Source organism: Arthrobacter sp. S39 (assembly GCF_004320525.1).
Classification (GTDB): Bacteria; Actinomycetota; Actinomycetes; order Actinomycetales; family Micrococcaceae; genus Arthrobacter.
In genome coordinates, this window is the sequence record NZ_SIHX01000007.1 from 128,770 (window position 1) to 149,283 (window position 20,514).

The following is a 20,514-nucleotide window of genomic DNA, read 5'->3' on the forward strand; positions in this document are numbered from 1 at the left end:
CCGGGCCTCAACGTGACACGACACCGGCTACTTACCGAGGCCCGCCTTGCGAAGCGCTTCCGCCATGGCTGTGTTCACCGGCGCTGGCTTCGAGGCGGATTTAGGCACGGGAGGCCTGCCAGTGGACGGCTGCTGGGTCTTCCCGCGATCCTGGCGGTTGGCTTCCGGCCGACCGCCGGCGTTACGGCCACTTTCCTGCCGCCCGCGGTCCTGGCTGCCGCGCTCCTGGCGGCCAGCCTCCGGCCGTCCACCGGCACCGCCACCGCCACCGCGGCTGCCCTCCGAACGAACACCAGCACCGCCGCCACGGCCTCCGGAAGGTGACGGCTCGTCGTCGAGCCTCAGGGTCAGCGAAATCCGCTTCCGCTCGGGATCAGCCTCGAGGACCTTGACCCGCACCACCTGGCCGGATTTCACCACTTCGCGCGGATCGGAGACAAAGCGATTGGCCAGGGCAGACACGTGGACCAGCCCGTCCTGGTGCACACCAACGTCCACGAAGGCGCCGAACGCGGCCACATTGGTGACGGTTCCTTCAAGCACCATGCCGGGCTTGAGGTCTGAAATCTTCTCGATCCCTTCCGAGAACGTCGCCGCGGCAAACGCGGGGCGCGGATCCCGCCCCGGCTTGTCCAGTTCTGCCAGGATGTCCTGCACAGTGGGCAAACCGAAGGTCCCGTCCACGAACGCCCGCGGGTCCAGGGATGACGCCGGCGCCGAACCGGCAGCCACCAGGATCTTGCGCGCCACCGAGTAGGCCTCCGGGTGCACGCTGGACGCATCCAGGGGTTCCGCTCCCCCGGTAATCCGGAGGAAACCCGCGCACTGCTCAAACGCCTTGGCCCCGAGCCGAGGCACCTTCTTCAAGTCACTGCGCTTGGCGAACGGGCCGTGTTCGTTCCGGTAGGCCACGATGTTTTCGCTCAGCAAAGGCCCCACGCCGGCTACGCGGCTCAGCAGCGCGGGCGACGCCGTGTTCACGTCCACGCCCACCGCGTTTACGCAGTCCTCCACCACCGCATCCAGGCTGCGGTCCAGCTTCGCTGCCGTGACATCGTGCTGATACTGCCCCACGCCGATGGACTTCGGATCGATCTTCACCAGTTCGGCCAGGGGATCCTGCAAACGGCGGGCGATGGAGACGGCACCGCGCAGGGACACGTCCATGCCTGGCAGTTCCGCGGAAGCCAGTGCGGACGCCGAATACACGGACGCCCCCGCTTCGGAGACCACCAGCTTCTGCGGCTTCCTTTCCGCGGCCGGCAGCAGTTTGATCAGTTCGGCGGCCAGCTTGTCAGTTTCGCGGGACGCCGTGCCGTTGCCGATGGCCACAAGCTCCACGTTGTGCTTCTGCGCCAGTCGGACCAAGGTGGCCAGAGCCTCGTCCCACTTCCGCGCCGGCGCGTGCGGGTACACGGTATCAGTGGCAACCACCTTGCCCGTGCCGTCCACCACGGCAACCTTGACGCCGGTCCGCAGCCCCGGATCCAGGCCCAGGGTGGCCCGGTTTCCGGCAGGTGCGGCCAGCAGGACGTCACGCAGGTTGGCGGCAAACACGCGCACAGCCTCGTCCTCGGCGGCGGTGAACATCCGGCCGCGAAGGTCGGCCGTCAGCCGGGCAAGCACACGCGTGCGCCAGGCCAGCTGGGCGGTCTGCATCAGCCATGCGTCGGCGGGACGGCCTCGCTCGGCCACGCCGAGGCACCTGGCCACCGCACTTTCGTAGCGGGCACGGGCGGCGGCAAGGGCGTCGTCGTTATTCGGGTCTGCCTCGGCAAGATCCAGTTCCAGCACGCCATCCTTCTCGCCACGCAGCAGGGCGAGCACACGGTGCGAAGGCATCCCCGACGGCGCCTGGGCGAACTCGAAGTAGTCCGCGAACTTCTGCCCCTCGGCCTCTTTGCCCTTCTTCACCCGGGACACCATCCGGCCCTGGCTCCAGAGCCTGTCCCGCAGGGTCAACGCAAGGTCCGGGTCCTGGGCCACCCGCTCCACCAGGATGGAACGGGCGCCGGCGAGCGCCGCGGCCGCATCATCTATGGCGTGCTCAGCGTTGAGGTACTTGGCAGCCTCGCGCTCCGGATCCAGCTCCGGCCGCTTCAGCAGGGCGTCGGCGAGCGGCTCCAGCCCGGCTTCGCGGGCGATCTGGGCCTTGGTGCGGCGCTTGGACTTGAACGGAAGGTAGATGTCCTCCAGCCGGGATTTTGTGTCCGCGGCCAGGATCGCGGCCTGCAGTTCGGGCGTCAGCTGGCCCTGCGCGGCAATCGCCTCAAGGATAGTACGACGGCGGTCCTCCAGTTCGCGCAGGTAGCGGAGCCGTTCGTCGAGGTCTCGGAGCTGTGTGTCATCCAGCGTCCCGGTGGCTTCCTTGCGGTACCGGGCGATGAACGGGACGGTGGACCCGCCGTCGAGCAATTCCACGGCAGCCTTGACCTGCCAGGTCTTCACACCGAGCTCGGCGGCGATCTGGGCGTGGATGGCGCTGTCCGGTGTCTGGGCGGATGCGGGGGCGGACGGGGCGTGCGGGAGTTGGGTCACCAGAACATTTTGCCCTACGGTCCTGACCGTCTCCAGCGAAGAGCCAAAGGATCCCACGGGGCCGGGTATTCCGCTACGGGCCGCGAAGTGCTGTAGTGGAGTTGCCGTCACCGGTATTCATTCTCGAGGAAGAGGCCACCATGCGGGAACTGCTCATCGTCTTCCAAGAAGGATTCGACGAGGCCAACATCACCGTCATGGTCAACGGCAAGGAGGTACGCCGCGACGTCGGAGTTTCCACCAACCCCCTCCTGGGGGAAGCCTTCGAAGCCTCAGTGGAGTTGCCCGCAAAGGGTGCGCAAGTAGGCGTCGAAGTCACCAACAGGGGCCTGAAGGCCATCCTCAAAGTCAGCGGGAAACCCAAGAGCGTGCTGGTTTCGATCGAGGACGGCCAGCTGGTGATGCGCGAGGGAACAGGCCGCGAGGCCTTCCTCTAGCGGGCTATTCGGCGATGTCTTCGGCCCACAGTTCGGCGTTGTCACGCTGGAAGGCCTGCATCATCTCAACGCAGCGCTGGTCATCCAGGACCACTACCTCCACGCCGCGGGACCTGAGGAGATCGAACTCGCCCGGAAAAGTCCGCGCCTCACCCACTACCACTTTGGGGATCTTGAACTGGATGATGGTCCCGGTGCACATGGCGCACGGTGCCAGCGTTGTGTAGAGGACCGTGTTCCGGTAGTTGCGCTGGCGGCCGGCGGCCCTGAGGGCGGACATCTCGCCGTGGGCAATGGGGTCGCCGTGCTGGACACGCTCGTTGTGCCCGGCGGCGATGACTTCGCCATCGCGGGCCAGCGCGGCCCCGATCGGGATGCCGCCTTCGCCGAGGCTCTTTTGCGCGGCCTGGAACGCTGCTTCGAAAGCGGTGTGAGTCATGCGGCCCAGCCTATCGTCCGCACCGCAAACGCCCGGATGTAGGTGCAGGCAGAACAAACCCTAGCGATAATCCATTCGGTGGAGTATTCTGGTTCTACCGCCCGGGACCTCCAGGATCCAAGGCGGGCCACTCTTTCAAATGAGCCAAAAAAGCCGTCGGATGGTTTTTTGGCGCGCGCTGCCGGGACAGCACACCGAGCAGCCAGCGACGGCGGCACCCACGCGGGTGCCGCCGTCGTCGTTAAGTGCTGATTAGCTCTGGTACGCGGGGTAGTCGGTGTATCCCTTGGCACCCTCACCGTAGAACGTGGACGCATCCGGCTCGTTGAGCGGAAGGCTCTCCTTCCAGCGGCGGGCCAGGTCCGGGTTGGCGATGGCCGGTCGGCCCACCACCACTGCGTCGGCGTGGCCGTCGGCCACCAGTGCCACTGCCTCGTCGCGGGTGGTGATGACACCGAAGCCGGTGTTCACCAGGAACGTCCCGTCGAAGCGGGCGCGGAGGTCCTGGACCAGCTCGCCGGTGGGCTCGTGGTGGAGGATGCTCAGGTAGGCGAGGTTCAGCGGTGCGATGCTGTCCACCAGCACCTCGTAGGTGGCGCGGACATCGGCCAGCTCGGTTTCGGCGATGCCCTGGACATTATGCTCCGGCGAGATCCGGATGCCCACACGGTTGGCACCCAGGGCTGCGACGACGGCGTTGACCGTCTCAATGACAAAGCGTGCCCGGTTTTCCGGTGAACCGCCGTAGCTGTCATCGCGGACGTTGGCGTTGGGCGCCAGGAATTCGTGCAGCAGGTAACCGTTGGCCGAGTGCAGCTCCACGCCGTCGAAGCCGGCCTCGATCGCGTTCCGGGACGCGGTGACGATCTCCCCCAGGACGACGGGAAGTTCGTCTGAGGTGAGCGCGTGCGGCACCGGGTACGGCTTCTTGCCTGCGGGCGTGCGGACTTCGCCGTCAATGGCGACGGCGCTCGGGCCCACGATGCGGTGGCCGCCCGTGATGTCCTCGTGGGACACGCGTCCGCCGTGCATGATTTGGGCAAAGATCCGGCCGCCTTCAGCGTGGACGGCGTCGGTGACCTTTTTCCAGGCGGCGATCTGCTGCTCGGTGGCCAGCCCGGGCTGTCCCGGGTAGGAGCGGCCGGCGGGGCTCGGATAGGTGCCCTCGCTGACGATGAGGCCCAGGGAGGCGCGCTGGCGGTAATGCTCGACGACGAGCGGCCCGGGAACACCCTCCTCGCCGGAGCGGAGGCGGGTCAGCGGCGCCATCACCAGGCGGTTGGGAAGTTCGAGCTCGCCGAGGGTCAACGGGGAAAACAGCATGCGCAGTTCCTTTCAGAAATGAAGTGGTACTGCTCTCCCCAACTGGCTGGCGTCTGCAACTATTCCGGATGTGAGGGGGAACACGCAGGCGGCCCGTGCGAATGCACGGGCCGCCCCAGGCGGCACAAAAGCGGAAAGGTTACTTCTGCGCCGGCAGTACCAGCTGCCCAGTCTTGTCCGTGGAGAGGGCGAGGGACGAGACATACTGCGGCTCGCCGTCGGGCCCGTCCTGGGCCGAGCGGATCATGTCCGGGCGTTCAAACTCCAGCCCCGTGACGTGGCAAAGGAGCTTGTGGTCGCTCGGGTTGCCGTCGGCGTCGAACATCGGCAGGTCAATGCCGTCGTCCGTCCGGCGCAGGTAGTAGCGGCCCTTGGTCAACACAACCAAAAAAGGAGGCAGGACGAGGGCCAGCCCCACGGCGAAGATCGGCGAGAACGGCTGGATGCCGGCACCAAAGGCGCCGAAGAACACGGCGATGGAGATCCCGGCAGAGACCAGCATGGAGACAAACCCCACCGGGTTCACCGCGTACAGCATGCCGCGGCGGAACTCCGCCGTCTTGGGTGAAATCTTGAGCAGGTACTTGTTGATGGCAATGTCGGACGCCACAGTGACCACCCAGGCCATGGCGCAGTTGGCGTAGAAGCCCAGGATAGTGTTGAGGAAGTCGAACATGTTGGCTTCCATCAGGATCAGCGCGATCACCAGGTTGACCGCCACAAACACCATGCGGCCCGGGTAGGTCTTGGTAATGCGCGTGAAGCTGTTGGTCCACGCCAGCGACCCCGAGTAGGCATTGGTGACATTGATCTTGATCTGCGAAATGACCACCAGCACCACGGCCAGCGTCATGGCCAGCCAGGCCGGCATCATCTCCTGGTACACGCCCAGGAACTGGTGGACCGGCTCGTTGGCGTGCACCGACGCTGCGGGATCGAGCGTGGCAATCAGGTAGATCGCGATGAACATGCCCACAATCTGCTTGATCGCGCCGAAAATCACCCAGCCCGGTCCGGCCAGGATCACGGCCCGCCACCAGGCGCCCTTGTTGGCCTCGGTGCGCGGCGGCATGAACCGCAGGTAGTCGATCTGTTCGGCGATCTGCGCCATCAGCGACAGGCAGACGCCGGCCGCCAGCATCACCGAGGCCAGGTTGGGTCCTTCAGTACCGGATTCGCCGGCGTACGCGAAGAAGCTGTCGATGCTCTCCGGGTGGGAGATCACCAGGTACCCCACCGGAACCACCATCAGCAGCAGCCACAGCGGGGTGGTCCACACCTGCAGCTTGGCCAGCGTGTTCATGCCGTAGATGACCAGCGGAATGATGATCACGGTGGACGCCGCATACCCGAGCCACTGCGGAATGCCCAGGCCCAGCTCCAGCCCCTGCGCCATGATGGAACCTTCCAACGCAAAGAAGATGAACGTGAACGTGGCAAAGATGACGTTGGTGACCACGGATCCGTAGTAGCCAAAGCCGGACCCGCGGGTAATCAGGTCCAGGTCGATGTTGTACCGCGCCGCGTAGTAGGCCAGCGGAAAGCCGGTGGCAAAGATAATGACCGCAGCCACCAGGATGCCGAGGATCGCATTTGAGGTGCCGTAGGCGATGCCGATGTTCGCCCCAATCGAGAAGTCGGCCAGGTAGGCGATGCCGCCCAGCGCGCTGGTGGCCACCACGCCCGCGCTCCACTTCCGGTACGAACGCGGCGCGAACCGGAGGGTGTAATCCTCCAGGCTCTCCTTGGTGGCGTTGAGGGCGGCGGCGTTGCCCGCCGTCGTGGGTTGCCCTGTACGGCTGACGACGGCGGCACTGCCCGCCGCCGTCGGCTCCAGTACCCGGGTACTCTCCAGGTCGTTGCTCATGAGTGCGTCGCTTTCCGTGCGGGAACCAAGTTGTCTCCTGCGACCGTAGCCATCAGGAACGACGGATCGGTCACAGCTTTGTTTCCAGCGCGTTAAGCATTGACAGTAGATGTCAATAAACTTGTGATGCATTCGAGTTGAGAAAACTCTGGCCATTTTCTACAGAACGTAGAAGAATGGGTTCATGATGTTTAATCACACCGACGGCAACCCTGTCCTGGAACTCGACGACGAGCAGTCCTGGAAGCTCCTCGACGCCACAAAACACGGCAGGCTCGTGGTTTCGGTGGCGGGCGAGCCCGACATTTTCCCCGTCAATTACCTGACTTCTGACCGCAAGATCTACCTTCGGACGGCGCCCGGAAACAAGCTCGCCCAACTCACCATCAATTCCAGGATCCTCTTTGAAACGGACGGCATCCTGTCCGACGAAGCGTGGTCCGTGGTGTTGAGGGGTACAGCCCGGGTCCTGACCAACTCGGCGGAACTCGCCGCAGTGGAGGACCTGGGGCTCAAGACGTGGGTCCCAACGCTCAAGGATTTCTACGTGGAGATCGTTCCCACGTCCGTCAGTGGCCGCCATTTCCAGCTCGGAGAGCAGCCGGAACGCGACATCTGAGGGCTGCCTAGACTGGAATCATGGCGGACAGGCTGACTCCCGAGCAGCGTAGCTGGAACATGTCCCGGATCAGGGGCAAGAACACCAAGCCGGAGCTCCTGGTCCGCCGCTTGCTCCATGCCAAAGGCTACCGATACCGCCTGCACGGCGGGGCCGGCAAGAGCCGTCTGCCGGGCAACCCGGACCTGGTCTTCGCGGGACGCCGGAAAGTCATCTTCGTCAACGGCTGCTTCTGGCATTTCCACGACTGCAGGGTGGGCCAGCACGCGCCCAAGGCCAACGCCACCTTCTGGGAAGCCAAGCGCACCCGCACCAGGAGCCGCGACGCCGATCAGCGCAGGCAGCTCGAAGAGGCAGGCTGGGAAGTCCTGACCGTGTGGGAATGCGAGTTGAAGGACGGCTCCGCCCTGGAGAACCAGTTGGTGCAGTTCCTCGGCGACGTGGCCATTCCCCGCCACGGCTCCAACCTCCGTCCCCAACACGGCACCCACGGAACTTGAGCCGATCTTGATCCTTTGCCGCCGCCCTTATTGAGTAGTGGCGGCAAGGATGGAAGCCGTAGGCTGCGATCTCGCGGCCAACGGATCAGCTATCGGGGAGGAACGCATGCCCTTCCCGCCCCTGCCAGCTGCGAAGACCCGGCTAGCTTCGCCTGGCCAGCAATGCGGAGCTGAGGGCGGATGCGGAGGAAGCGCTGCTGTTGATGCGCCAGTCAGTTTCCTTCTGGAAATGGAACCACACAAAGCCCATCACATCCGGCTGGGCTGCCAGGTAGGACACCAGGTCCGTGTTCCAGGCGGCCTTCGAACCGCCGGCTTCGCTGGATGCGGTTTCGGCAATAAGAATCGGCTTTCCGGGGGCGAGGGTGCGAAGCTGGGCGATGCCGGGAGTAAACAGGGCCTGCGGCGAGACCCAGCCGCTCCACGCGGCGGACGTCCCCCAGTTGTAGCCATCCAAGGCCACAATATCCACATAGGCGGCGCCGGGATAAAGGCCTGCCAAGTCGGTGGAACCCCAGTACGGGACGTTGGGCGACCACACCCACTGGACGTTGCCGGCGCCCGTAGAGGCCACCACATCATGGACGTGGCGCCAGGCCTGCACGTAGTCGCCCGTCTGGTTTCCGTTGACCCCTTCGGCCCAGGGGTACCAGTTGCCGTTCATTTCGTGGGCGAAACGCAGCATGACAGGCTGGCCCCAGGCGGTAAGGGCCTGCCCCCATTCGAGGATCCGCGCGTCGAAATCTCCGGCCGTGATCCGGTCCAGCGAGTAGGCGGGCTGCTCCAGCCCCCCGCCGCCCCACGCCCATGGTTCCCAGGTGAGAAGCGGGACAGCGCCGCGCGCGCGGACGGCGTTCAGCTCGGCAATGGGCGGAGCCTGGAGGAAATCCTTGTAGAAAAGCACCATCGAGGGGCTCTCACCGGCGAGCTGGGAAACGTCCTCCAGTTCTGCGGTGGCCAGCGGCCCGCCGGGGGTGGCCACGCCGAAGCGGAACGGGTCCGTGCTGACCACGGGCGGTTGAGGCGCTGGGGTAGCCGCAACTGCGAACGTGGCCGAAGCCTTGACGGAAGAGGTTTTGGCCGTGACGGTCAGGTTTCCGGGAGCGACGGCTGGAATGGTGATGCCGGTGCTGAAGGCCCCGGACGCCGTCGTCTGGAAGGAAAAGGTGGTGGACCCCGCGATGACGGTGCCAGTGCTGGAGGCCTTAAAGCCGGCCCCGGAAACTGTCACCGCAGTGCCCGCAGGACCTTGTGCGGGATTGAGGGTGATCTGCGCTGCCGCAGCCGGGGCCGCCTGGGCAGGTTGGATGCCTGCCATGGCCAAAGCGGCGCCCACGCCAAGCGCGAGAACCACGGTTTTCAACGTACGGAACAACGCAATCAATCCCCCAATCGGGACGTGGCCTGGGCCACCTTCAAGCAGTGCCGGCCGCACTGGCTCTGATCCTAGATGCAAAACCCGCAGTCTCATCAAGAAAGCCACAATTCTTTTCCAAAACCCTTACGGGGCAGGGGAACAGACCTAACCTGAAGGAAGAAAGATGCCTCGAGTCACCGCCGCATTTCCGGAGCGGGAGGCCCCAGCGGAAAGGACCGTCATGACGCAATCTGATGATGCCGGACGGCCGCTGGTGGACCAATCCGTCCTGGACAGGTTGCGTGAGGAACTGGACGAGGATGAGGGCTACTGCACGGTCTTTGTGGGGAACTTCATCGACTACCTGCCGCGCCGGATCGGCCGGCTCCGCCTGGCGCTGACTACGGGCGACCTCGACGGCGCAGTGGACGCCATCCTCAGCCTCAAGACCTCCAGCCAGATGGTGGGGGCGGAACGGCTTGCCGGACTGGCCCTCGACCTGGAGAGCGCGATTCGCAGCGATTCAGCCCACGGCGACGTGGCAGTGGAGCTGCCTCGGCTCGCGGCCGCGTACCTCAAACCGATCAACCAGTGCAGCCGGCAGACCCTGCACCGCCTCCAGGCTCAGCGCTCGACCGGTGCCAACCGGTAGCCAACGCCCCGCACCGTCTGGAGCCAGCGCGGCCGCTGCGGCGAATCGCCCAGCTTCTTCCGCAGGTTTCCCATGTGGACTTCCACGGAACGTTCGTCGGCCTCGCTGATGTAACCGCCGACGTCGTAATCCTCGTCGCGCAGCCGCCGCACCAGATCGGATTTGGTCCGGACAGTCCGGCCCGCCTCGAGGAGGGCGTACAGGAGTTCAAACTCGGTGCGCGTCAGGTTCAGTTCCGCACCATCCACGGTCACGGAACGGGACGCATAGCTCAGGTCCAGCCCGTTGTGGGTGTAGTTCCCGCGGCCATTTGCCGCCGGCTCGGCTCCGGCCGCCTCCGTAGTGCCTGCCGTATCCGCGGGCTCCGCCGCGGCACGCGGGCGCCGCATCATCGCGGCCACACGGGCCCGCAGCTCCCGGGGACGGAACGGTTTGGTGAGGTAGTCGTCGGCACCGGATTCCAGGCCGATCAGGGTGTCCAGCTCGTCAGTCCGGGCCGTCAGCATCACAATGTACGCGTCGGAGAATTCGCGGATCTGGCGTGAGACTTCGAATCCGTCGATGTCCGGCAGCCCCAAGTCGAGCGTGATGACGTCAGGATTCAGCGTCTTGGCCGCCAGAACGCCTTCGGCTCCGCTGCCGGCCACAGTCACGTCAAAGCCTGCCTGCGTCAACACTGTGCGCACCAGTTCCCGGATATCCTGGTCGTCTTCAATAACCAGGCCCACACGTGGATCACTCATTACAGCCCCCTCAGCATGCTTGACACCGTCTGAAGTATATAGCTGGCTGCCGATATCCTGCTGTCATGCGTCTTGACTTAACAGAACTTTCGGCACCTGACCATGAATGAGCCTGTTGCGTGGGCCACGGGCCGCTTGAGATTCTTCCGGCGGCCCTTCCACGAGTACCGGCTGACGGACCGGGTTGCCCTGAGCCAGATGCCGCTGTTCATCACCACGCTCTTCACGGCGTTCCTTGTGTGGGCGTTCTTCCCGGGGACCATGGACAACCCGCTCTTTGTGACGTTCCTGATCTCGCAGTTGGTCCTGATGGCTCTGTGCTACCTGGTGCCGTGGGACCGACTGCCGTACACCAGCTTCCTGATCATTCCGCTCCTGGATTTCATCTCCATCGCCGTCGGCCGGGAAGGCGGGCAGGAAAGCCTTACCGGCATCAGCCTTCTGGCGGTGTTCCCCGTCATCTGGCTGTGCGCGTCAGGTTATTACCCGCGGGCCTCGCTGTGGTTGTCGTTCTTCGCTCCCCTGGCCATCATCTGGGTTCCGCTGCTGATCCACGGGGAGGTGTCCGGCCCCAACCTGGCACGGTCGCTGCTGCTGCCCATCATGATGTTGGGCATCGGTGTGTCTGTCAGTGTCCTGACCCTGAGCATGATGCGGCAGCAGCGCACCCTGGAAGAAAAGGACGAACAGCTCCAGGCCAACCTGAAAAGTACCAAGCACCACCAGGCGCTGCTCAACACCGTCCTTGAAACCGTGCACATGGGGGTCCTGGCCGTCGACGCCGACGGCCACGACATCCTGATGAACCGCAAACAGCGGGGAAACCACGAACTGGCCCGGCCGAAAGACATCGACGATCCCAACGAGTCGCAGCTGCTGGTGTTCGCGGCCGACCGCACCACCCCTGTTCCGGTGGAGGACAGGCCCGTGCGCCGCGCGGTCCTGGGCGAGACGTTCACTGACTACCTGGTCTGGCTGGGCTCCGGCAAGGAGCAGCGGGCCATCAGCACCAGCGCCCGGGCCATGAAGGATGCCGACGGAGCGTTCGCGGGTTCGGTGATCGTCTTCAGCGACGTGACTGACCTGGTGAATGCCTTGGCCGCCAAGGACGAATTCGTCTCCAGCGTGTCCCATGAGTTCAGGACACCCCTGACCTCCATCCTGGGGTACGTGGAGATCCTGCTGGAGGATGACCCCGCGGATGACCAGCTGGAACCGCTGGAGATCATCAGGCGCAATTCTGAACGGCTGCTCACCCTGGTATCGGACCTGCTCGTCAGCAGGCACGGGCAGCTGATCGTGACGCCGCACACCGTTGACGTCGCGGAACTGGTCCGCGCCAGCGTATCTGCCGCCCAACCCAAGGCCGCCGACTCACGGGTGGTGTTGAAAGCCGACACCCCTGCGCGGCTGGATGCCCATGTTGACGGCCCCCGGATCTCCCAGGTGCTGGACAACCTTGTGTCGAACGCCATCAAGTACTCGCCGGATGGCGGCAACGTGGTGGTGTCCCTGGAGCAGGAGGACGGCCAGCTGTCCTGCCGGGTCAGCGACACCGGGATGGGCATGAGCGCTGACGACCAGGCCGAGGTCTTTGCCAAGTTCTTCCGCACCAACAACGTGCGCCGGACCGCCATCCCCGGCGTGGGCCTGGGGCTTCCCATCAGCAAGGCCATTGTGGAAGCCCACGGCGGAACCATCGACGTTGAATCCATGCTGGGACGAGGCACAACCTTCACGGTCCGCCTGCCGGTCTAGTCTCCCGTGCGGGAAGTCCGAACCACTTCGCCCCAGGACTGCTGTGCCAGGTCTGCCACCGCTGCCAGGATTTCCGACGGCGGCCGGGAAAGGTCCAGGGGGAACTCCACCACATCGATGTCAGTGTTGAGGATCCGCCGGAGTTTCACGTCGCCCGACCCCGCGTACACGAGCCAGGCGGTAGGCACCCTCAGCGCCGTGCAGTAGGCGAGCATCTGGTAATGGTCCGAGGACAGTGACGCGCCCGCGTCCGTGGCAGCCTTGTACTTTGCGTCGTAGACCACCACCGGGCGGCCGCCCAGCAGGTGCACCGCGTCCGGGCGCACGGAGAGCCGGTCGGCGTCGTGCACTGCCTCGCTGAGCAGCGCGTTGTACTGCAGCCGCAGCTCCCCCGGGTACGCCGTCATGGCCTGGCGGAGGGCCGCCCCCACGAAGTCCCCGAACACCTGCGCCATGTCCACCACAAAGGACGCCGTCTGCTGCTTCCCCTCCCCCGCTTCCGCAGACGCGTTCCGCAGGATCAGCTCGGCGAGCCGCAGCACCGCGTGGTAGCGGACGTTCAGCCGGCTGGGCGACCACGGCGGCAGCGGCGCGCCGGACGGAAGGCGGGTGACGGCGTCGAGCTTTCCCTTGAGCTGCCGCAGCCGACTCAGGACCTCGGGACGGACCCCGGGGACCTTGCCCATGCGGTCCAGCGCAGCGCGGAGGATACGGTTTTCGGCGATGTCCTCGGTGAACTCGTCGTAGGAGACCTCAAGCGGCACCAGCATGCCGGGGCGCCGGGAGATCTGGTCCGAAATCCGGATCCGGCCCTTCACCGTCCGCAGGGATTCGTCCACCGTGAGGTAGCCCTGCAGCACACCGCGGCCCAGGGCCCGTTCGGTGAGCTGGGCCAGCGACTCGGCCAGCGCGCTCCACAGGTCGCGGTCCTCCGCGGCGGCGACGGAGTCGTTCCGGAAGCCCTGGTTGCCCGCATAGCTGAGCAGGAACAGGAGCCGGCTCAGGCCCAGCCGGTCCTTGGGCCGGACGTCCAGCTGCACCGTGGAGGTGCGGACTGAACCCACCTTTCCCACGGGTTCGATCCGGTAGAGTCCCATGCCCATCGGCGAGGCCTTCGCCAGGCCGCTCGAATTGAGGAACGCCGCGCTGGCAGCATCCAGCCGGTCGACGATGCCGCCGGAAAGTTCGTCCAGGACCAGGTGCCGGGGCGGTTGGCCGGGGCCGCGCGGTGCCGCGCCGGACGCGGGGGCCTGGGCCGGCCTAGCTGGCAGCAAGGCGTCCCAGCAACTGGTCCAGCCCGAAGCGCTCCTCGAGCTGCGCCCGGGTCAGCTGGCCGTGGTAGTGCTCCTCCAGGAGCGGCATCAGCTCGTACTTCCAGATCCGGCGCAGCCCGGCGGGGGTCTGGGCGGCGGGCTTCATGAAGTACGACGGCCCGATCATCAGGTCCCGGTCCCATTCGTCGATGGCGGCGTTCAGCGCGTCCAGCAGCAGCGCCGGCGTGGCGTCCAGTTGCCGGGCCTGCAGGAAACGCAGCAGCGAGCCCTTCACCGGCTCGGTCTGCGGGTGCAGTTCGATAAAGGCGAAGCGCCGGCGGATGGCGGCGTCCATCATCGCGATGGACCGGTCGGCGGTGTTCATGGTGCCGATGATGTAGAGGTTGTCCGGCAGCGTGAACGGCTCGTTGGGGCTGTACTGCAGGTAGATCCGGTCATCGCGGTATTCCAGCAGGAAGTACAGTTCGCCGAACACCTTGGCCAGGTTGGCCCGGTTCATCTCGTCGATGATCAGGAAGTAGGGCTTCTTTTCGTTCCCGGGCTTGGCGGCTTCCTCGGCCAGCCTGCGCAGCGGCCCGGCCACGAGCTTGAAGGACACCTGGCCTTCGTCGGTCTTGTCCGGCCGGTAGCCCTCGAAAAAGTCCTCATAGGCGTACGACGGGTGGAACTGCACCAGCTTCACACGCTCATCCGTGCTGTCATCAGCCAGTTCCGCGGCGAGGTGCTTGGCCAGGTACGTCTTGCCAGTCCCGGGCGGGCCGTACAGCACCAGCTGGCGGTTCTCCTCCAGCAGTTCCGCGATCTCCTGCAGCGGCTCCAGGTCCATGTGCAGCGAATCGGCGAACTCGGGGGTGAGCGGGCGGAAGCCTTCCTGGAGGGGTACGACGGCGGCAGCACCGGCGTCGTCGTCTTCCGGTTCCGCTTCGGCGGGCAGCAGCGCCTGCAGGGCCTGCACCACCCTGGTGACGTCCACGATGATCCCCGGTGTGGCGAGCTGGCGCTGCACATGCCGGGGCAAGTCGGTGGTGGTGTGGGCTTCGTCGAACCAGCGGACCTTGCGGCGGATCCGGCGGTTGTCCTCGTTGTGCTCGGGCTCCCCCAGCACAACGCCGACGCGCACCGTTCCGGCGTTCTGGTACAGGACCAGGTCGCCCGGCTTCATCACGCTGAGGATCGCAAACACCGCGGTCTTGGTGTCCTCGCGTTCCACGTAGCCCAGGTGCTTGTAGTCCTCGTCCACGGCGTGCTGCACCAGCCCGGCAGTCACGCCGGCGTCCAGAAGGCGGAGGTGTTCGACGTCGAGCGTCACCTTCTCCTCGGACTGCCAGGCGCTGAGCAGCTCGGCGTTGTCGCTGTGGGTCCGCAGCAGCCACGCGCGGCGTCCGGGGTCGCCCACCTTGCGCCACTGGCTTACCAGCTGGCGGGCGTACCAGTCGATGCGCTGCCCGGCCTGCTCGTCCAGGTGCAGCCGGATGCGCTGGATGTCCGCGGTGATGTCCTCGTCCGTGTCGCCCTTCGCGCCGCCCACGAGGGAGGCGAAGGCGTCCCGGATTTCCTGCCGCTCCACGTCCGCCACCACTGGCTCGAAATAGCTGGGCCAGGCAAGGTATTCGATGCTGCGGCGGATGGCAGGCTGGTCCCCGGGCGTTCCGGCTGCGAGATCGTGGAACTTCAGCGGATCCTTCAAGGCCTTGCTGATGGCGGCCGGAATCTGCTGGTCCACGTGCTGCACAAAGCGGCAGAGCCATTTGAGGTGGTCCCAGATGGTCCAGTTGAATTCTGCGGTGCGGTCCCTGATCACGCCGTGGTCCGTCATGCCCTTGTACAGCTCCTCGGGCAGCTCCAACGGCGGTTCCAGCCAGGAGGCAGCCTCGGCCACGCGGGCGCGCTTGACCTTCAGCGACTTGACCTCGTGTGCCAGCGGCAGGGACTGCAGGAACAGGAGCTCGACCGCCAGCTGTTTGGCCGCGCGGGAGGCGTCCTGCAGGTTCTGGCGGAGGTTGGTCATCATGGGCGCCTTGGGGTCCGGGACACCCCGCTCCAGCCGGTCGTGCAGCTCGGCCGCTGCCTCCGAGGTCCAGGTCAGGGTGCTGCCGTCCAGGGCGGACGGCCTCCCTTGCAGGCCGGGCCCCAGCACAAACCAGGCCGCGTCTTCGATCTCCTGGGAGATACCAAGGGCGCGGGGCATGGCAGTTTTGGGGGTCGGGGTCATAGGTCCAAATTTACAGGGTTAAGCTGGGCGTCCGCTCCAAGGCCCCTGACCGCGGTGCACCCTAGTCTGCCTATTTCGCCGCCACTGCCCGCTTCCGGCCGAAAATGAAGTACCCCATGGGGCCGATGAAGTTGATCAGGGCAGCCGCCCGCCAGGCAGCTTTGGGCCCGTTGATCAGCTCCGCCGGCCGCTTGGAGATGTCCCGCTGGGCGGCAACCATCAGCGCCATCTGGGCGATCCCCACGAGCACGGTTCCAACCCGCGCAGCCGGGGGCATTTCTTTCCAGGTCTTCTTTTTCATCTTGGCCATGGTCAAAGCTCCTTAGTCCGGGCGTTCAGTAGCCCAGGTCTTCAGTGTCCGGCGTGGACTCGGCCAACGCAACGGCTTAAACGGCGAACGGTGCGATCCGGTCCTTTTGCTCCTGGGTCAGCCGGACCACGCGCCCGGTGGCCTCGTCCACAAAGGCCAGATGGCTGCTGGCGCGTACACAGTCCTCCCCGGTCACGGGATCCTGGACCAGGTAGTGGACGTCGAAGCTGGCGCCCTTCACGGCGCCGATCCACACCTGGACCACGGCCGGGATGTTGCGGTACTCAAGTGTCCTGACGTAGCGGATCCTATGGTCCACCACCAGCGCCAGGATGCCCTCGGGGACGTCGTTGAAGAGGGACACCGCAGGTTCGATCCCCGGCATCCCGGCTCCACGCGGCGGCCCGAAGGCACCGATCCGTGCCTCCTCCAGCATCCTGACGATCTGGACGTTGTTGATGTGCCCGTAAGCGTCCATGTCGCCCCAGCGCATGGGCACCAGCACCTGTATGCGCCGGGGCCCCGCCGTCTTTGCTGCGTCCTCGGTTGTCACGTCCTCGGTTGTCACGCGCGCTTCGGCCTGCTGCGCTGTCTCCTGCGCAGCCTCCTGCGCGGTCAGCTGTGCACCGCCGTCGAGTCATCCACCGTGGTCTCCTCCGCGTCGGATCCCGCGAACTGGGACATGTAGAGCCGGTAGTACGCACCTTCGGCCGCGAGCAGCGTCTTGTGGTTGCCCTGTTCCACGATCTTGCCGTTCTCCATCACCAGGATGGTGTCGGCGTCGCGGACGGTGGAAAGCCGGTGCGCAATCACAAAGCTGGTCCGGTCCGTCCGCAGCGCCGCCATGGCCTTCTGCACCAGCAGTTCGGTGCGGGTGTCCACGGAGCTGGTGGCCTCGTCCAGGATCAGCAGCGACGGGTTGGCCACAAACGCCCGGGCGATGGTGATGAGCTGCTTTTCACCGGCGCTGACGTTGTTGCCTTCCTCATCGATCACCGTGTTGTAGCCTTCCGGCAGGGCACGTACGAAGCGGTCCACGAAGGTGGCCTTGGCTGCCGCCATGACCTGTTCCTCGGTGGCGTCCAGGTTGCCGTACCGGATGTTGTCGTAGATGGAGCCGCCGAACAGCCAGGCATCCTGGAGCACCATGCCCACCTTGGACCGAAGCTCGGACCGGCTCAGGCTGGTGATTTCGACACCGTCCAGGGTGATGGACCCGGAGTTGAGCTCGTAGAAGCGCATCACCAGGTTCACCAGAGTGGTCTTGCCGGCGCCGGTCGGACCGACGATCGCGACCGTGTGCCCGGGTTCCGCGGTGAAGGACAGGTTTTCGATCAGCGCTTTGTCCTCGGTGTAGCTGAAGGTGACGTCCTGGAACTCCACATGCCCGTCGGTCTTGGCCGGGAGGTGGTCTGTTGCCGTTTCCGCGTCCTGTTCGTCGGCGTCGAGGAATTCGAAGACACGCTCCGAGGAGGCCACGCCGGACTGCAGCATGTTGGCCATCCCGGCCATCTGTCCCAGCGGCTGGGTGAACTCGCGCGAGTACTGGATGAAGGCCGTGGCATCGCCCAGGGACATGGAGCCGGAGGCGACGCGGAGGCCGCCCACCACGGCGATGCCGACGTAGCTGAGGTAAGAGACGAACTGCATCACCGGGAAGATGATGCCGGAGACGAACTGGGCGCCGAAGCTGGCCTTGTACAGGGCTTCGTTGCGTTCCTCGAAGCGCTCCAGCATGTCCTCGTCGCGGCCAAAGACGCGCACCAGGTCGTGGCCGGAGAAGGACTCCTCGATCTGGCCGTTCAGCGACCCGGTGTTCTTCCACTGGGCAGCAAAGAGCTTCTGGCTGCGCGATCCGATGATCCCGGCTGCGACACCGGAGAGCGGGAGTGCGATCAGGGCGATCAGGGCCAGCTGCCACGAGACGATGAACATCATGACCACAATGCCGATGACCGTCAGCAGCGAGTTGATCAGCTGGGCGAACGCCTGCTGCAGTGCCTGCTGGATGTTATCGACGTCGTTCGTCACGCGGGAGAGGACGTCGCCGCGCTGGCGGGTGTCGAAGTAGTTCAGCGGCAGCCGGTTCAGCTTCTTTTCGGTGTCGTCGCGGAGCTGCCGGATGACCTTCATGACGATGCGGTTCAGGACATAGCCCTGCAGCCACAGGAAGATGTTGGCTACAAAGTACATCAGCAGCACGATGGCGATGAGGACGGACAGCTTCTGGAAGTCGATGCCGGTTCCGGGCACCAGTTCCATCTTGGAGATCATGTCCGCGAAGTTGTCCTGCCCCTGCTGGCGCAGTCCCTCCACGAATTCTTCTTTGCTGGCGCCGGCGGGGAGCTGCTTGCCCACGACCCCGCCGAAGATCACGTCCATGGCCTGGCCCAGGATCTTGGGGGCCACCACGTTCAGGACCACCGCGACCACCACCAGGCCAACTACGGCCCAGATACCGGCGGCTTCGGGCTTCAACAACCCCATCAGCCGCTTGGCGGAGGGCCAGAAATGTTCGGCTTTTTTGGCAGGCATGCCGCCGAACATGTCGCCGTCGGCCTCCGAGGGCTTGTACTCCTCCTCGAAGAAGTCGTCGTCTTCCAGGACATCGGGCGTCACCGCGGAATCCTTGGTTACCGTTGCCGGGCCTGTTTCGGTGGTCGAGCTTGTCGAGACCTTCTTGGGGCCGCTCATGCCATTTCCTCCACGCTCAGCTGGGATTCAACAATTTCCTGGTACGTGGGCGAGGTTTCCAGGAGTTCCTCATGCGTGCCCCGGTCCACGATCCGTCCGTTGTCCAGGACCAGGATCTGGTCTGCCTCGGTGATGGTGGAGATGCGCTGGGCCACGATGATCACGGTGGCGTCGGCGGTGGTCCGCTTCAGCGCCGCGCGGAGCCTGGCGTCGGTGGCCACGTCCAGGGCAGAGAAGGAGTCGTCAAAGAGGTAGACCTTGGGCTTGGTGACCAGGGCACGGGCAATGCAGAGCCGTTGCCGCTGGCCGCCGGAGACGTTGGTGCCGCCCTGGGCGATGCGGGCGTTCAGGCCGTTCTTCTTCTCGCGGACGAAGTCCTCGCCCTGGGCCACGTGCAGGGCGTCCCAGAGTTCCGCATCGGTGGCTTCGGTCTTGCCGAAGCGCAGGTTGTGCTCGATGGTGCCGGAAAAGAGGTACGGCCGCTGCGGGACCAGGGCCACGCGCTTGGTGATCTCGGCCCGGTCCAGGTTGGCAACAGACACACCGTCCAGGAGCACCTCGCCCTCGGCGATGTCGTAGAGCCGCGGCAGCAGGGACAGGAGTGAGGTTTTTCCGGCGCCGGTGGATCCAATAATCGCCACGGTCTCGCCAGGTTTCGCGGTGAAGCTGATGTTGCTGAGCACCGGCGACTCGGCGCCCGGGTAGGCGAAGGTGACGTTCCGGTATTCCACCACGCCGGCGAGGGCGGCGGGGGTTTCCGGCCGCTCCGGGTCGTGGATGGAGGGTTCGACGTCGAGCACCTCACCGATGCGGTCCGCACACACCGAGGCACGCGGGATCATCATGGCCATAAACGTGCCCATCATGACGGCCATCAGGATCTGCAGCAGGTACTGCAGGAATGCCGTCAGGGCACCCACCTGCATCTCTCCGGAGTCGACCCGCTGCCCGCCGAACCACAGCACGGCGGCGGTGGACAGGTGCAGGATCATGCCGATGACCGGGAACATCAGGACAAAGAGCGAACCGATCTTCAGCGAGACGTCCGTCAGTTCCTTATTGGCCTCGCCGAACCGGCCGGTCTCATATGGTTCGCGGACGAACGCCCGGACCACGCGGATGCCGATGATCTGCTCGCGGAGTACAGCGTTGATGCGGTCGATCTTCTTCTGCATGGTACGGAACAGCGGCATCAGGCGGACCACCAGGTACCCCACCACCACGAGCAGCACAGGCACCGAGACCCACACCAGCCAGGACAGGCTGAGGTCCTCGCGGAGCGCCATGATGATGCCGCCGATGCACATGATGGGGGTGGCCACCATGAAGTTCAGCCCCATCAGCACCAGCATCTGGACCTGCTGGACGTCGTTGGTGCCGCGGGTGATGAGGGTGGGCGCGCCGAAGGTGTTCACGTCCTTGGCGGAGAAACTGGTGACCTTCCGGAACACGCCACGGCGGAGGTCGCGCCCCACAGCCATGGCGGTCTTGGAGCCGTAGTACACGCCGGCGATCGCGGTTCCGACCTGGACAAACGCGACGAGCAGCATCACTCCGCCGGTGCGCCAGATGAAATCCGTGTCCCCGCGGGAAACGCCTTCGTCGATGATCCGGGCGTTGAGGCTGGGAAGGTAGAGCGCCGCAATAGTGGACGCCAGTTGGAAGAGGATGACGGCAACTATGTATGGCATATACGGCTTGGAATAGCGCCGTATGAGGGTGAGAAGCATGCCCACGGATCCTTAGGAAGAGAGCGCGAAATGGTGTGAATAAGTTCTAGCAGCGGGGGCT

At 65.3% G+C, this 20,514-nt stretch carries 17 protein-coding genes; 5 read left to right on the forward strand and 12 right to left on the reverse strand.

Annotated elements, in window-relative coordinates:
* Positions 1-27: 27 nt before the first annotated feature.
* Complete coding sequence (locus tag EYS21_RS15330; RefSeq protein ID WP_131134077.1) at positions 28-2,538, reverse strand: Tex family protein; 2,511 nt, start codon at positions 2,536-2,538, stop codon at positions 28-30.
* Positions 2,539-2,657: 119 nt separating this feature from the next.
* On the opposite strand from EYS21_RS15330, the gene EYS21_RS15335 reads away from it, so the two are divergent.
* Positions 2,658-2,975: a hypothetical protein gene (locus EYS21_RS15335; protein WP_131134207.1), complete on the forward strand. Its 318-nt coding sequence runs from the start codon at positions 2,658-2,660 to the stop codon at positions 2,973-2,975.
* A 4-nt stretch (positions 2,976-2,979) separates the two neighbouring features.
* Here EYS21_RS15335 and EYS21_RS15340 read toward each other — a convergent pair whose 3' ends face one another.
* The 3 genes from EYS21_RS15340 to EYS21_RS15350 all read right to left on the reverse strand — a co-directional run bounded on the left by EYS21_RS15340 (position 2,980) and on the right by EYS21_RS15350 (position 6,604).
* Entirely contained in the window at positions 2,980-3,414 is a 435-nt protein-coding gene (locus EYS21_RS15340; RefSeq protein ID WP_131134078.1) for a nucleoside deaminase, read from the reverse strand.
* A 252-nt stretch (positions 3,415-3,666) separates the two neighbouring features.
* Positions 3,667-4,737, reverse strand: coding sequence for an alkene reductase (locus EYS21_RS15345; protein WP_131134079.1), 1,071 nt, complete (start codon positions 4,735-4,737; stop codon positions 3,667-3,669).
* A gap of 139 nt (positions 4,738-4,876) precedes the next feature.
* Positions 4,877-6,604 carry a hypothetical protein gene (locus EYS21_RS15350; protein WP_131134080.1) on the reverse strand — a complete coding sequence of 576 codons (1,728 nt, stop codon included), beginning with the start codon at positions 6,602-6,604 and terminating at the stop codon, positions 4,877-4,879.
* Between the two features lie 184 nt (positions 6,605-6,788).
* Here EYS21_RS15350 and EYS21_RS15355 point away from each other — a divergent pair, with 184 nt between their 5' ends.
* Together EYS21_RS15355 and EYS21_RS15360 are read left to right on the forward strand one after the other, a co-directional pair.
* Positions 6,789-7,223, forward strand: coding sequence for a pyridoxamine 5'-phosphate oxidase family protein (locus EYS21_RS15355; RefSeq protein WP_131134081.1), 435 nt, complete (start codon positions 6,789-6,791; stop codon positions 7,221-7,223).
* Positions 7,224-7,243: 20 nt separating this feature from the next.
* Positions 7,244-7,723: a very short patch repair endonuclease gene (locus tag EYS21_RS15360; protein ID WP_131134082.1), complete on the forward strand. Its 480-nt coding sequence runs from the start codon at positions 7,244-7,246 to the stop codon at positions 7,721-7,723.
* Between the two features lie 142 nt (positions 7,724-7,865).
* On the opposite strand, the gene EYS21_RS15365 is transcribed toward EYS21_RS15360, so the two are convergent.
* Positions 7,866-9,041: a glycosyl hydrolase gene (locus EYS21_RS15365; protein WP_131134209.1), complete on the reverse strand. Its 1,176-nt coding sequence runs from the start codon at positions 9,039-9,041 to the stop codon at positions 7,866-7,868.
* Positions 9,042-9,321: 280 nt separating this feature from the next.
* On the opposite strand from EYS21_RS15365, the gene EYS21_RS15370 reads away from it, so the two are divergent.
* On the forward strand, positions 9,322-9,732 hold the full coding sequence (locus tag EYS21_RS15370) for an Hpt domain-containing protein (RefSeq protein ID WP_131134083.1): 411 nt from the start codon (positions 9,322-9,324) through the stop codon (positions 9,730-9,732).
* On the opposite strand, the gene EYS21_RS15375 is transcribed toward EYS21_RS15370, so the two are convergent.
* Positions 9,705-10,475 (reverse strand): response regulator transcription factor, encoded by a 771-nt coding sequence (locus tag EYS21_RS15375; RefSeq protein WP_207307788.1) that lies wholly within the window; start codon positions 10,473-10,475, stop codon positions 9,705-9,707. The genes EYS21_RS15370 and EYS21_RS15375 overlap by 28 nt on opposite strands.
* Positions 10,476-10,577: 102 nt before the next feature.
* Here EYS21_RS15375 and EYS21_RS15380 point away from each other — a divergent pair, with 102 nt between their 5' ends.
* Positions 10,578-12,233, forward strand: a complete 1,656-nt coding sequence (locus tag EYS21_RS15380; RefSeq protein WP_131134084.1) for a PAS domain-containing sensor histidine kinase — start codon at positions 10,578-10,580, stop codon at positions 12,231-12,233.
* Here the strand turns inward: EYS21_RS15380 and EYS21_RS15385 are convergent.
* The 6 genes from EYS21_RS15385 to EYS21_RS15410 form a co-directional block, all read right to left on the reverse strand.
* On the reverse strand, positions 12,230-13,426 hold the full coding sequence (locus EYS21_RS15385) for an McrC family protein (RefSeq protein WP_131134212.1): 1,197 nt from the start codon (positions 13,424-13,426) through the stop codon (positions 12,230-12,232). The two genes, EYS21_RS15380 and EYS21_RS15385, sit on opposite strands and share 4 nt — an antisense overlap.
* Positions 13,427-13,493: 67 nt before the next feature.
* A complete protein-coding gene (locus EYS21_RS15390) occupies positions 13,494-15,719 on the reverse strand; it encodes an AAA family ATPase (protein ID WP_131134085.1) in 2,226 nt (741 codons plus the stop codon).
* Between the two features lie 70 nt (positions 15,720-15,789).
* Positions 15,790-16,029 (reverse strand): PLDc N-terminal domain-containing protein, encoded by a 240-nt coding sequence (locus tag EYS21_RS15395; RefSeq protein WP_131134086.1) that lies wholly within the window; start codon positions 16,027-16,029, stop codon positions 15,790-15,792.
* 76 nt (positions 16,030-16,105) lie between these two features.
* Positions 16,106-16,522, reverse strand: a complete 417-nt coding sequence (locus EYS21_RS15400; protein WP_131134214.1) for a thioesterase family protein — start codon at positions 16,520-16,522, stop codon at positions 16,106-16,108.
* A 122-nt stretch (positions 16,523-16,644) separates the two neighbouring features.
* A complete protein-coding gene (locus EYS21_RS15405) occupies positions 16,645-18,723 on the reverse strand; it encodes an ABC transporter ATP-binding protein (RefSeq protein WP_131134087.1) in 2,079 nt (692 codons plus the stop codon).
* Positions 18,720-20,453, reverse strand: a complete 1,734-nt coding sequence (locus EYS21_RS15410) for an ABC transporter ATP-binding protein (RefSeq protein WP_131134088.1) — start codon at positions 20,451-20,453, stop codon at positions 18,720-18,722. The genes EYS21_RS15405 and EYS21_RS15410 overlap by 4 nt, the downstream gene beginning before the upstream one ends.
* Between the last annotated feature and the right edge of the window lie 61 nt (positions 20,454-20,514).